The organism is Octadecabacter arcticus 238 (genome assembly GCF_000155735.2).
Lineage (GTDB): Bacteria > Pseudomonadota > Alphaproteobacteria > Rhodobacterales > Rhodobacteraceae > Octadecabacter > Octadecabacter arcticus.
The window spans coordinates 2,995,720-3,008,713 of the sequence record NC_020908.1; the positions used below are offsets into that span (position 1 = coordinate 2,995,720).

Sequence of the window (12,994 nt, forward strand, 5' to 3'; positions counted from 1 at the left end):
GTTGGCAGTGTACGAGGCACCCCATGATCAAACAACGCCCAGATCGCATTACCATTCGCCAACCCGATGATTGGCACCTTCACCTGCGCGACGGCGCAATGATGCAGGCCGTGGCACCTTTGTCCGCAGCACGCTTTGGCCGCGCGATCATTATGCCAAACCTTGTGCCCCCCGTCGTGACCGGCGCTCAGGCGCGTGCGTACCGCGACCGGATCATGGCCGCCCTGCCCGATGATACCAGTTTCCGCCCGTTGATGACGTGTTATCTGACCGAAGATACCGACGCCGATGACCTGGCCGCCGCCCACCGCGACGGCATTATCACGGCCGTCAAATTATACCCCGCAGGTGCCACCACTAATTCCGCATCTGGCGTCTCCAATTTTGACAAAATTCGTCCCATTCTGGAACGTATGGCCGACATCGGCCTGCCCTTGAGTGTGCACGGCGAAGTCACCGATCCCGACGTCGACATTTTTGACCGCGAAGCCGTGTTTATCGACAAGGTACTAAAGCCGATCCGCAAAAGGGTGCCCGACCTTAAAGTGATCATGGAACACATCACCACGCAGGACGCGGTGGATTATGTGCGCGACAGCCGATCCAACCTCGCGGCGACGATCACCACGCACCATTTGATCATAAACCGCAATCACATCCTCGCGGGTGGGATAAAACCGCATTATTACTGCCTTCCCGTTGCGAAACGCGAACGGCACCGTATTGCGCTGGTTCAGGCGGCAATATCGGGTGACAGTCGTTTCTTTCTTGGCACCGATTCAGCGCCGCACACGGACGCCAACAAACTTCTGCCCTGTGGCTGCGCTGGCTGTTTCACCGCGATCAATACTCTCTCGTGCCTCGCGGAAGTCTTTGACGTCGCAGGAAAAATGCACAAGCTCGAAAGCTTCACATCGCTGTCTGGCCCACGGTTTTACGACCTTGCGCCCAATGACGCGACCGTGACGCTGATCCGGGGCGACGCAGTAACCTACCCCGACCATATCGACACCGCAGATGGCCCCGTCACTGTGTTCGACCCCGGCTTCCCACTGCACTGGCGCGTTGAATAACTCCAAGAAAAGAGACCTGCATGATCCCCTCTTCGTTTCCCGACAAAGCCGAAATCGCTCGTCTGACCGCGCGGATGTTGATTGAAATTGGCGCGATTGATTTCAACGCAAAAGCGCCTTTCACCCATGCGTCCGGCAAAAAAGCCCCGACCTATGTGGATTGCCGCAAGCTGATCTCGTTCCCGCGTATCCGCTCAACTCTGATGGATTTTCTGGCCGTCACAACCATGCGCGAAGTCGGGTTTGAGGCGTTTGATAACATCGCTGGCGGCGAAACTGCCGGTATCCCGTTTGCTGCATTGATGGCCGAACGCCTCGCCTTGCCAATGACCTACGTGCGCAAAAAACCCAAAGGCTACGGGCGCAATGCCCGCATTGAAGGTGTGATGACCGAGGGCCAGCGCGTTCTGTTGGTTGAGGATCTGACAACCGATGGCGGCTCAAAACTGTCATTCGTCGATGCGATCCGTGAAACGGGTGCGACCTGCAACGCAACGGCGGTGATCTTCTTTTACGGCATCTTTGAAGGCGTCGAACAAACACTGGCCGAACACGGCATTCAATTGCTGCACTTGTGCACATGGTGGGATGTTCTCGAAGAAGCCAAGACGTCCGAATCCTTTGACGCGGTAACATTGGCAGAAGTCGAAGCCTATTTGCGCGATCCTGCCGGTTGGTCCGCCGCCCACGCCTGAATGCCGCGAATAAATTAACCCCAACGGGGCCTTAACTTGCACTACATCTTGCGGACTTTACCCTATCCGCAGACTGCATCTTGTGGCATGATAAAGCCCACATCCTATCCACAACTTTATACAGTTTGCACGGATAGTGCGGGTTTTGTATGACGACACAGCGGTGGATCGCGCATGCAGGGGCAAAATAAATGAACGAGATTTCGACATTCAACGCGACGGGCACACTTGAAACCACCGTCGATTCCGTCCCCCATTCGATTGAGGCTGAACAGCAGCTTCTGGGCGCGATCCTGACCAACAACGATATTTTTGATCGCATCGCATCCATCGTCGGGCCAAGTCATTTCTATGATCCGGTTCATGCCCGCATCTTTGATGTGGCCGCTGCGCGCATCGCCAAAAACAACCTCGCCTCCCCTGTGACGCTCAAGGCGTTTCTGGAAGACGACGAAGGGCTGAAAGAACTCGGCGGCCCCGCCTATCTTGCACGCCTCGCTGGGGCGGCAATTTCGGCGTTCGCGGCACGCGATTACGCACAGATGATCTACGATCTCGCAGTACGGCGCGAATTGATCACCGTTGGTCAAGACATCGCGGCTAAGGCCAAAAAGGTCGATGTGGACAACGAACCGAAAGAACAAATCGTTGAGGCCGAACAGGCCTTGTACAAACTGGCCGAACAAGGCTCGTCCGAGGGCGGATTTCAATCCTTCCTCAAGGCCGTAACTGATGCCGTCAACGTCGCCAACTCCGCGTATCAACGCGACGGCGGGCTGGCGGGCGTCGCCACAGACCTGATTGATCTGGACAACAAACTGGGTGGTTTGCACAAATCCGACCTGCTGATCCTTGCCGGTCGCCCATCCATGGGCAAGACGTCGCTGGCGACCAACATCGCCTACAACGTCGCCAAGGCCTATAAAAAGGGCAAACTGGCCGATGGGTCAGAAGGCACCGTTGATGGCGGCGTCGTCGGGTTCTTCAGCCTTGAGATGTCGGCAGAACAGCTCGCGGGCCGTATCCTCGCCGAAGCCTCCGAAATCTCCAGCCACAAAATCCGCCAAGGCGATATGACCGAGGTTGAATTCCGCCGCTTTGTCGATGCCGCCAAACAGCTTGAAGCCTGCCCGCTTTATATCGATGACACAGCCGCCATCCCGATCAGCCAGCTGTCCGCCCGCGCCCGCCGTCTGAAACGCACCCACGGGCTGGACTTGTTGATCGTGGACTACCTGCAACTTGTCCGCGGCACGTCCGAACACCGCGTGCAAGAAATCGGCGAAATTTCCATGGGCCTCAAAGCCATCGCCAAGGAACTGCAAATCCCCGTCATCGCCCTGTCCCAGCTGTCACGACAAGTGGAAAACCGTGAAGACAAACGCCCACAACTCAGTGACTTGCGCGAATCCGGTTCTATTGAGCAAGACGCCGACGTCGTCATGTTCGTCTATCGCGGCGAATATTACACCGAACGCGAAAAGCCCGAAGACAGCAACATGGAAGCAATGGCGGCGTGGCAGAACAAAATGAACGACCAATTCGGCAAAGCCGAAGTGATCATTGGCAAACAGCGCCACGGCCCGATTGGCATGGTTGAACTGTCGTTCACGCCTGAATTCACCCGCTTTGGCAACCTTGTGAAACCTTGGCAGCAAAACGGTGATCAAGAATTCTAAACGCGGCTTGCGCCGCCCCTTGCGACCATCCGCGCGGGCTGGCACAACCACCCCATGAGCACAGGTTTTTTATCGGTTGATTTAGATGCGCTGACCGCCAACTGGCGCAGCTTGGACGCAATGACGGACGTGGAAACATGCGCTGTCGTCAAGGCGGATGGCTACGGCCTCGGCGTGGCTAAAGTTGGCCGCGCGTTGATGAAGGCTGGCGTAAAACGCTTCTTCGTGGCCGTTCCAGAAGAAGGCGCAATACTACGTCACGCCGTTGGTCCCAATGTGGAAATTTGCATCTTTGCAGGCCACATGCGCGGCGACACCGACATGATCGCGGACATGATGTTGACCCCGATGATCAACACAATCGGCCAGCTGACCCGCCACCTCGAGGCGCTACCAGACCATCCCTTTGGCGTGCAGCTGGACACCGGCATGAATCGCCTCGGGCTTGAGATTGATGAATGGGCCTCCATCGCCGAAATCGCCCTGACGCAAAACTGTCGCCTCGTCATGAGCCACCTTGCCTGCGCAGACACCCCCGATCATCCGATGAACCGCAAACAGCTTGACCAGTTTCACCTGATGACGGACGGGATCAACGTGCCGCGCTCCTTGGCCGCAACCGGTGGGATATTGCTCGGCCCTGAATACCATTTTGACATGACCCGGCCCGGCATCGGCCTGTATGGCGGCGCGCCCTTCGCGGATGCTCTGCCCGTGGCCTATCTCGACCTGCCGGTCATTCAAGTACGTGATGTCGAAATTGGCGAAACTGTCGGCTACGCCAATGCGTGGACCGCGCAGCGTCCCTCGAAAATCGCGACCCTGTCAGGCGGTTACGCAGATGGGCTGACCCGTGCGCTGTCTGCTGGCGCCAACCTGTGGCACGGCGCGCAGCCTGTGCCGCTTGTGGGCCGCGTGTCGATGGACCTGATAACGGCGGACGTCACCGACTTGCCCGAATTGCCCGGCGTGCTGTCAGTCCTTGGCCTTGATCAAACCGTTGACGAACTGGCAGCGCGGGCTGGTACGATCGGCTATGAAATCCTCACGTCGCTGGGACCAAGATACGAACGACGGTATTCTGGCGCATGATTGGCTCGCTCGCCTCTTTGGGCGCTGGCGTTCTTGGGCTTTTGGCAGCAGTCGGGCGATTGGCGACATTCACCGGACAAACCATCAGCCACCTTGTGCGCCCGCCGTTTTATGGCCGCGAATTCGCCAACGCCCTGCTCCAAATCGGTTATTTATCCCTCCCCGTTGTTGGCCTGACAGCCTTCTTCACGGGCGGCGCATTGGCGTTGCAAATCTATTCCGGCGGCGCGCGTTTTAACGCCGAAGCCGTGGTGCCGCAAATCGTTGCAATCGGTATGGTCCGCGAACTTGGCCCCGTTCTGGTGGGCCTGATGATTGCCGCGCGGGTCACATCCTCCATCGCCGCCGAAATCGCCACGATGAAGGTCACCGAACAGATTGACGCGCTGGTCACCCTGTCGACGCATCCGATGAAATATTTGACCCTGCCCCGCGTTCTCGCGGCCACATTGGTGATGCCAATCTTGGTCGGCGTCGGGGACATCATCGGCATCTACGGTGGCTTCTTGGTTGGCACGGAACGGCTTGGCTTTAATGCAGCCGCCTATTTGCAAAACACCGCGGACTTTCTTGAACCAAGTGACATCGTCTCCTCCCTCGCCAAGGGTGCGGTCTTCGGGTTTATCGCGGCCCTCATGGGCTGTTATTACGGCATGAACAGCGAACGCGGCGCGATGGGGGTTGGTCGTGCAACAAAGTCCAGCGTTGTCGCCGCCGCCATTTTGATCCTCGCTGCGAACTTCCTTCTCACTGAGGCATTTTTCTCCGCATGATCACACTTTCAGGGGTTCACAAAACATTCGGCACAAACGCAGTCCTGCGCGGCGTTGATCTGTCGGTGGCCAAGGGCGAAAGCATGGTGGTAATCGGCGGATCGGGCACCGGAAAATCCGTGCTGATCAAATCGGTGCTGGGCTTGGTCAAACCCGACGCGGGCACCATCACGGTGGACGGCACGGACGTCAACAAAGGCGACCGGGACGCGTTTCTCGCGCGGTTCGGCATGCTGTTTCAGGGCGCGGCTTTGTTTGATTCACTCCCCGTTTGGCAAAACGTCGCCTTTCGTTTGCTGCGCGGTAGTCTCAAAAAGCCCAAAGACCAAGCCCGCGCCATTGCAATCGAAAAACTGCGCCGCGTCGGACTTGGCAGCGACGTTGCCGACCGCCTGCCTGCGGAACTGTCCGGCGGCATGCAAAAGCGCGTCGGCCTTGCCCGCGCCATCGCTGCGGAACCGGAAATTATCTTTTTCGACGAACCGACCACGGGACTCGACCCGATCATGGCGGGTGTTATCAATGACCTGATCCGCGAAATCGTCACCGAAATGGGGGCGACTGCGGTGACGATCACCCACGACATGACCTCCGTGCGCGCGATTGCAGACAAAGTCGCCATGCTGCACGCGGGAAAAATCCGCTGGACTGGACCTGTGGGCGACATGGACGCGTCCGGCGACCCCTATGTCGATCAATTCATCCACGGCCGCGCGACAGGTCCGATTGCGGCCGTGCGCTAACACCGAATTTCAACCGCCGTTTCTTACTCTAGCGCGCCTCTTGCACTCCTCCCCCGCACCCAAACGAATCGCAAAACCGGATGTAGCCCAATAACCACGATAGGTGGGGTCGCTGTGCGAATATATGGGCTGCGCCGCTGCGATCTACCACATCGTGGATCAGGCCGGTTCGCCCTCCTGACACAACTTTTGATTGCATAACCCCGTTTTGGAACTAATTTTGCCAATATACTGTTATTGTTTATGTTTTTCTAAATTGGAGGTAAATTAGCCAAAATTCCCCCTTTGGCGTCGGAGATTTTCCGCCTATTATAACTTATATACTCCTGCGCCTGAATTGACCTGACGATTTTGTGCCTGCGATTCACTTCGTAGCATGGCCAAAGGCGGTTCAGTCTGTATTTTGAGTTTATGAGCAAGCAATACAAAACAGTCTCCTTATCCGACGAGCAGCGCATAGCACTTGAAGCGCTTTGCCGCCGCCGCAAAGTTGACGCCCTTGTTTGGAAACGGGCGCGCGCGTTTCTTCTTTTGGACGCAGGAGAAGACGCCGGAACGGTTTGCCGGATTTTGGATATTGGCCCGACAGTTTTGACGGAGCTTAGGCTCAAGTTTCAAATGCAACACTCAGAGCCCTTTGGGCATAGGATGTTGTGATGGACATACGAAGCAAGCACCTCAGCAGCGAGGACCGTGGCGTAATATTAGCCGAGCATAATAGGGGCAGCAATCAGCGGTTGATCGGCCAGCTTTTGCATCGCCCGGCGAGCACGATCTGCCGTGAGCTGGCGCGAGGTCGGCAGGAAGACGGCAGCTATTGCCCGCAAGCGGCGCGGCAGGCCTATGATGCCCGGCGTGCGCGCTGCCCCTCCGTGCCAATAAGCGTGAGACAATTGACTGGCTAAAGTTTACACTTGAGGGCGTAGGAGAACGAACCCATGGTTATGCCTTCACAATCACCACTTTCGCCAGATGCTGGATCTGGAGCCGTTTTGGCCCCGACGTCGCCTCCCCGCGTTGTTAATGCGCCGTTGGCTCCCACAGCGGAACTGACGAGCATCCCGAAGCGACGCAACTTCACAGCCAAATACAAACTGCGCATTCTGGATGAGACGGACCAAGTGGCAGACACTGGCGGGGTTTCCGCCATTCTACGGCGGGAGGGGCTTTATTCCTCTGCACTGACCGATTGGCGCCGTGCGCGGGCGGCCGGCACATTGGGTGCATTGCAGCCAATGCGCCGTGGCCCACAAAAGGCACCTGCCAATCCATTGCAAGCTGAGCTGGCTAAGGCCAACCGTGAGGTGACAGCCTTGCGGCGCCGTCTGGATCAGGCGGAAGCCATCATTGCCATCCAAAAAAAAGTGGTGGGACTTCTGGACGAGATGGAGCAGACGCAAGAGCGCAGCGGCAAATCATGATGGCCGTCGCGATTGCATTGCCCACCGGCAGCGGCTTGACCTCGGCTGTCTGCGCCGCGCTATCATTATCGCGCGCGAGCGTTCTTCGACAGCGTGCGGCGCTGACGGCACCACCACGCACACGCCCACCGCGCGCAGCGTCTTCGCGGGCTCTGCCGGAAAGGGAAAGAGACCAGGTATTGCACCACCTGCGCGAACCCCGCTTTGCGGATCAGACGCCCACAGAGGTCTTTGCCACCTTGCTGGATGAAGGCACCTATCTGTGTTCAATCCGCACGATGTATCGGATATTGGCCGCGCAGGGCGAAGTTGGCGAACGCCGCCGACAGCGCACACATCCCGTCTATCAAAAGCCTGAACTTCTAGCTGAAGCCCCCAATCAGGTCTGGTCTTGGGACATCACCAAGCTGAGGGGCCCGGTGAAATGGTCCTACTTCTATCTCTATGTCATCCTCGACATCTTCAGCCGCCGCGTTGTTGGCTGGCGCGTCGAGCACGCGGAGAGCGCCAGCCAGTTCAAAGAGCTGTTCATCGACGCGATGGAAAAACACGAGGTTCCACGCGATCAGCTGACATTGCATGCAGATCGCGGTGGGCCCATGAAGGCAAAGACGACAGCCCTGATGCTGGTTGATCTTGGTGTGCTCAAGTTCCACAGTCGGCCCCACACCTCAAACGACAACCCGTTCTCCGAAGCCCACTTCAAAACACTGAAATATCAGCCAGAGTTCCCCAAGAACTTTGAAACCATCGAGCAGGCTCGCGCATTCTGCCGCAGGTTCTTTGCATGGTATAACCAAGACCATCATCACGCCGGGATTGGTCTGATGACGCCCGACCAAATCCATTTTGGGCAGGCCCAAGAAATCTACACCGCGCGACAAGCAACACTAGACGCGGCATTCCTCGCCACGCCCGAACGCTTCGTACACAAACCACCAAAACCGCCTCAAATCCCGACCGCCGTCTGGATCAACCCACCAAAACCAACCGAAGAAACCCAAGCCTAAAGTCCAAAAGCCACTGTCTCAAAGTCGTTGACACGTTCCGGCAGCGCGCGCGCAAGCTTGTGGAGGGGAGCGATCTTTATCGTTTTGTTCATGGCAAGCTCGTACATCTGCACTGGTCGCCTGAGCAGATTGCGCAGAGACTGCGTCTCATGAAGCCTGATGATCCATCCGCCCATGTGAGCCATGAGACCATCTATGCCGCGATTTACGCGCAGCCACGTGGTGGGCTGAAGGCGGCGATGATCGAGGCGTTGCGTCAAGCGAAGCCTAAGCGTGGGCTCAAGCGCAGGACAGCGGCGGGCAGTGCTATGGTCCCGGAATCATTGCGCATTATCAATCACCCTGAAGAGATCGAAGCGCGACTGGTACCAGGCCATTGGGAGGGCGACCTCATCAAGGGCGCATTCAATCACTCGTCAGTGGGGACCTTGGTCGAGCGCAAGACACGCTTTGTCATTCTTTGCAAAATGGACGGCAATGGGGCCGAGGCCGCGCTCGACAGCTTCACCCGCCAGATGAGACGACTACCCGCTGCTTTGCGCAAGAGCATGACCTACGACCGCGGCTCCGAAATGGCCTGCCACCCCGAACTCGCCAGACGGTTGAAGATCGATATCTGGTTCTGCGATCCGCATGCGCCTTGGCAGCGTGGCAGCAACGAGAACACCAACGGACTGCTGCGTCAGTTCATGCCCAAAGGAACTGACCTGAACGGTGCAAGCCAAACATGGCTGAACGACGTTGCAAACCTGATGAACAACCGTCCAAGAAAAACTCTCGGTTGGAGAACACCCGCTGAAGCCATGGCCGACGAAATCGCGGCCTTCAAATCAACCGTTGCACTTGATGTTTGAATCCAAGGAGTGGCGATTTGCCTTTGCCGGTGCGGGACTATCGTTTTTCGGTCTGAAGGACTACAGCCAGCGTCAGGGTCATTTGTCCGTCGTGCAAGAGCAGGCGGTGAGAGCCCATTTCACCGCGCAGCCTGCCCGCAATGCCGATGAGGTCTGTGCCTATGTTCTAGCCGAGTGCGACCAAAACTACAGCACGTCGGGAGCCGCCAAGCTGATGCGCCGCCTGGGGTTCGCGTATAAGAAACCACAATTGCTGCCTGCACAGGCCGATGAAGCCAAGCAGGCTGCGTTTATTGCCAAATATGAGGCCCTGATGAACGGGTTGGCCGCAGATGAGATGGTTATCTTTTCGGACGCTGCTTGGATTCAAACACCAGAGCCGCCCCGCCCATGGTTGGTTTCCCAAGGGGCAAAAGACAGCCCTGAAGGCGACATCAGGGCGCAAGCGGCTCAACATTCAGGGCGCGCTTGACCTTGAGACTTTCCAGTTCACCTTTGTGGAAGGCGAGAAGATCAATGCCCAGACAACCCGACAGATGCTGGAAAAGTTGGAACGCAACAACCAAACCAAGACGGCCATCCACGTCTTTGTCGACAATGCCCGCTATCATCATGCCAAGATGCTACAGCCATGGCTGGACAGCCCAGAACGTCGGGTGAAGTTGCATTTCTTGCCAGCATATGCCCCGCACCTCAACCCGATCGAGCGTCTTTGGGGTGTTATGCACAAATGGGTCACCCACAATCGGCACTATGCAACGTTCAACCAATTCACAGAGGCCATTTTCGACTTCTTCCGCAAGACCCTGCCAGAAAAATGGCCGGAGTTCCGCGACACCGTCACCGACAACTTCCGCGTCATATCGCTCAAGGAATACAAAGTGATTTGAGGGGAAAACCTCAGGTCAATTCAGGCGCGGGAGTATAGTTAAAAAAGGCATTACAACCTGGGGGGTCAAAGTGTCTGCTATTTCATTCGTGGCACTTAGCCACCGCGTCCTACATTCAGTCTCAATGGTCCTGATCCTCGTGATCGGGTTGGCAGCGATCGGGCTGACCGCAGCGTCTGCCTTTGGCGTGACCCCTTGGCTCACATTCTCAGCAACGTTTGGCGAATTCACCTACCCCCAAGCAGGCATGATCACACAGATCATTGCGACCATCATCCTCGCATCACTGTTTTTCTTTATGCCAAGCGCGGGTCGCATCCTGTCGCTTGAACGCTCGCACCGAAATTTCAGGCTTAGTATGGAAGACGTGGCGCGGGCCTATCACGTTTGCCACACGGCGGATCGTTCCGGCATCTTCACCATGAGCAGCGAATTTGACGCCGTGCGCGAACGCCTTGCCTATCTGCGCGATCATCCTGATCTGGATTCTCTGGAACCTCAGGTGCTGGAAATTGCGGCGCAGATGTCGCACCAATCGCGTGAATTGGCTGACATTTACAATGTTGAAAAAGTCGCCCGTGCGAAGATGTTCCTGCATCAACGCCAACAAGAGGCAGAGCGTCAGCAGCAGTTGATCATCGAAGCACACCACGCCCTGCGCGACATCCGCAAATGGTCCCAACAGGTCGAACTGGAAGAAAGCGTCGTGGCATCCCAGCTGAGCCAACTTCAAGAACAGCTTGACGCGACACTGCCCGCCCTTGGCTACACACTGGGCAATTAAAGTGCTGATATTGTGCCGTTGCCGCAAAAACCAGCGGCTGAATAATCACGCTGGCGTCCAGTCAGCGCGCGTTTTAGGTGTGGCCCATGTTAACAACCCTGCGCATTCTTAACCTGTCCCTTTTGGTGCTTTTTCCAATTGCGTGGTTCGCGCCCCTGTTGCGTGCAGCTCTGTTGCCGGTGTTTGGAATGGACGAAATCTCGGTGATGTCCGGCCTGCAAAGCCTGTGGGGGTCAGACGTTTTCCTCGCGCTGATCGTCACCACCTTCGCCATTTTCGCGCCCTACCTCAAAACCATTCTGCTGGCGTTGGTGCATTTTGATCTTCTTAAGGCCAAAGTTCTGCCAGTACTCGGCTACTTGGGCAAACTGGCAATGGCGGATATCTTCCTCATCGCGCTCTATGTTGTCGTGGTCAAAGGCGCGGGGCGCGTGACGGTCGAAGGCGGCTGGGGGCTTTATTTGTTTACTGGCTGTGTCCTCGCCTCACTCATGATCTCGACCCTCTCGGCCAAAACGCGCCCCTCCTGACTTCATCTTGGTAAATACAACTCAAATCTAACCTATAGACGCCGCGCGTCCTTTGGGGCAAAAGGTGAACATGGCCAAAGATCCCTCCTTCACCTGCACCGCGTGCAATGCCGCCACCACCAAATGGTCGGGGCGCTGTGACACCTGTGAGGCGTGGAACACGATTGAGGAAGTCAAGCCGCTCTCCAATGGCCCGAAATCCAAAAAATCCATGGGCAGCGGGCGTGGTAAGCAGATCACCCTGACCGATCTTGCAACGCTTGAACCCGAACCGCCGCGCACGATGTCTGGCGTCGGTGAATTGGACCGCACGTTGGGCGGTGGTCTGGTCAAAGCATCGGCCATTCTGGTCGGCGGCGATCCCGGCATCGGAAAATCAACGCTGTTGTTGCAAGCCGCCGCACGGTTTGCGCGCAACGGGCTCAAAGTGCTCTACGTCTCGGGCGAAGAATCAGCGGCGCAAATTCAAATGCGGGCGCGTCGTCTCGGTTTGACCGAAAGCCCGGTGAAACTCGCCTCCGAAACCAACCTGCGCGACATCCTCACCACGCTTGAAGCGGAAAAGCCCGATTTCGTCATCATCGATTCCATCCAGACCATGTGGCTGGATACTGTTGAGGCAGCACCTGGGTCGGTGAGCCAAGTCCGTTCCGCCGCTCATGAGCTCACAACCTTCGCCAAAACCAACGGCATCGCCGTGGTGTTGGTCGGCCACGTCACCAAAGATGGCCAAATCGCGGGTCCGCGGGTCGTCGAACACATGGTCGATACCGTTCTATATTTTGAAGGCGAACGCGGCCACCAATTCCGCATTCTACGTGCCGTCAAAAACCGCTTTGGTCCTGCGGACGAAATCGGCGTGTTTGAAATGACCGGCAAAGGCCTCGCTGAGGTCAAAAATCCCTCCGCGATGTTCCTCTCCGAGCGCGGAGATCCGGCACCTGGATCCGTCGTGTTTGCCGGAATCGAAGGATCGCGGCCAATGCTGTGCGAATTCCAAGCCCTCGTCGCGCCCTCCCCCCATTCCCAACCACGCCGCACCGTCGTGGGCTGGGATGGATCGCGCCTCGCGATGATTCTCGCCGTCCTCGAATCCCGCGCCGGCGTGCCGTTTACTGGCCTTGATGTGTACCTCAACGTCGCTGGTGGCCTGCGCGTCACCGAACCCGCGGCGGATTTGGCCGTCGCCGCTGCGCTGATTTCCGCCCGCGAAGATGCCGCACTTCCCAAAGAGTGTGTTGTTTTTGGCGAAATAAGCCTCTCTGGTGGCCTACGACCTGCCCCCCAGACCGAAAATCGGTTGAAAGAGGCGTCAAAACTTGGTTTTACATCGGCAATTACTCCGGTCCGTGCGAAACGTGGCGGAGACACGGCCGTGCAACTTCGGGAAATGACCGATTTGCTTGGCTTCGTTGAACAGGTATTCGGGGAACGTTAACTCCACATAAAT

10 protein-coding genes and 4 pseudogenes are annotated in these 12,994 nt (G+C 57.1%); all 14 read left to right on the forward strand.

What is annotated here, in order from left to right; genetic code table 11:
- Positions 1-23 precede the first annotated feature (23 nt).
- Entirely contained in the window at positions 24-1,073 is a 1,050-nt protein-coding gene (gene pyrC / locus OA238_RS15470; protein ID WP_015495889.1) for a dihydroorotase, read from the forward strand.
- Positions 1,074-1,093: 20 nt separating this feature from the next.
- On the forward strand, positions 1,094-1,768 hold the full coding sequence (locus OA238_RS15475) for an orotate phosphoribosyltransferase (protein ID WP_015495890.1): 675 nt from the start codon (positions 1,094-1,096) through the stop codon (positions 1,766-1,768).
- Between the two features lie 191 nt (positions 1,769-1,959).
- Positions 1,960-3,447 carry a replicative DNA helicase gene (locus OA238_RS15480; protein WP_015495891.1) on the forward strand — a complete coding sequence of 496 codons (1,488 nt, stop codon included), beginning with the start codon at positions 1,960-1,962 and terminating at the stop codon, positions 3,445-3,447.
- A gap of 54 nt (positions 3,448-3,501) precedes the next feature.
- A complete protein-coding gene (gene alr / locus OA238_RS15485; RefSeq protein ID WP_015495892.1) occupies positions 3,502-4,539 on the forward strand; it encodes an alanine racemase in 1,038 nt (345 codons plus the stop codon).
- Positions 4,536-5,312 (forward strand): MlaE family ABC transporter permease, encoded by a 777-nt coding sequence (locus OA238_RS15490; RefSeq protein ID WP_015495893.1) that lies wholly within the window; start codon positions 4,536-4,538, stop codon positions 5,310-5,312. Before alr ends, OA238_RS15490 begins: the two co-directional genes overlap by 4 nt.
- The gene (locus OA238_RS15495; protein ID WP_015495894.1) at positions 5,309-6,055 is read left to right on the forward strand and encodes an ABC transporter ATP-binding protein; all 747 of its coding nucleotides are present in this window, start codon (positions 5,309-5,311) and stop codon (positions 6,053-6,055) included. Before OA238_RS15490 ends, OA238_RS15495 begins: the two co-directional genes overlap by 4 nt.
- Positions 6,056-6,466: 411 nt before the next feature.
- Positions 6,467-6,670, forward strand: a pseudogene (locus OA238_RS15500) (IS630 family transposase); the annotation flags it as partial.
- 41 nt (positions 6,671-6,711) lie between these two features.
- Positions 6,712-6,921, forward strand: a pseudogene (locus tag OA238_RS15505) (helix-turn-helix domain-containing protein); the annotation flags it as partial.
- A 72-nt stretch (positions 6,922-6,993) separates the two neighbouring features.
- A protein-coding gene (locus OA238_RS15515; protein WP_085982765.1) for an IS3 family transposase occupies positions 6,994-8,486 on the forward strand; the annotation gives its coding sequence in 2 pieces (ribosomal slippage) (positions 6,994-7,444 and positions 7,444-8,486; 1,494 coding nt in all).
- A gap of 44 nt (positions 8,487-8,530) precedes the next feature.
- Positions 8,531-9,340 (forward strand): annotated as a pseudogene (locus tag OA238_RS15520) (IS30 family transposase); the annotation flags it as partial.
- A 7-nt stretch (positions 9,341-9,347) separates the two neighbouring features.
- Positions 9,348-10,230, forward strand: a pseudogene (locus OA238_RS30355) (IS630 family transposase); the annotation flags it as partial.
- Positions 10,231-10,300: 70 nt separating this feature from the next.
- Positions 10,301-11,014 (forward strand): hypothetical protein, encoded by a 714-nt coding sequence (locus tag OA238_RS15535; protein ID WP_015495896.1) that lies wholly within the window; start codon positions 10,301-10,303, stop codon positions 11,012-11,014.
- 86 nt (positions 11,015-11,100) lie between these two features.
- Complete coding sequence (locus OA238_RS15540; RefSeq protein ID WP_015495897.1) at positions 11,101-11,544, forward strand: paraquat-inducible protein A; 444 nt, start codon at positions 11,101-11,103, stop codon at positions 11,542-11,544.
- 70 nt (positions 11,545-11,614) lie between these two features.
- Positions 11,615-12,982 (forward strand): DNA repair protein RadA, encoded by a 1,368-nt coding sequence (gene radA, locus OA238_RS15545; RefSeq protein ID WP_015495898.1) that lies wholly within the window; start codon positions 11,615-11,617, stop codon positions 12,980-12,982.
- The last annotated feature ends 12 nt before the right edge of the window (positions 12,983-12,994 follow it).

What these genes read in the sequence shown, in the direction of transcription:
- pyrC (WP_015495889.1), top strand. Translation starts at nt 24, where the DNA reads ATGATCAAACAACGCCCAGATCGCATTACCATTCGCCAACCCGATGAT.
- OA238_RS15475 (WP_015495890.1), top strand. Translation starts at nt 1,094, where the DNA reads ATGATCCCCTCTTCGTTTCCCGACAAAGCCGAAATCGCTCGTCTGACC.
- OA238_RS15480 (WP_015495891.1), top strand. Translation starts at nt 1,960, where the DNA reads ATGAACGAGATTTCGACATTCAACGCGACGGGCACACTTGAAACCACC.
- alr (WP_015495892.1), top strand. Translation starts at nt 3,502, where the DNA reads ATGAGCACAGGTTTTTTATCGGTTGATTTAGATGCGCTGACCGCCAAC.
- OA238_RS15490 (WP_015495893.1), top strand. Translation starts at nt 4,536, where the DNA reads ATGATTGGCTCGCTCGCCTCTTTGGGCGCTGGCGTTCTTGGGCTTTTG.
- OA238_RS15495 (WP_015495894.1), top strand. Translation starts at nt 5,309, where the DNA reads ATGATCACACTTTCAGGGGTTCACAAAACATTCGGCACAAACGCAGTC.
- OA238_RS15540 (WP_015495897.1), top strand. Translation starts at nt 11,101, where the DNA reads ATGTTAACAACCCTGCGCATTCTTAACCTGTCCCTTTTGGTGCTTTTT.
- radA (WP_015495898.1), top strand. Translation starts at nt 11,615, where the DNA reads ATGGCCAAAGATCCCTCCTTCACCTGCACCGCGTGCAATGCCGCCACC.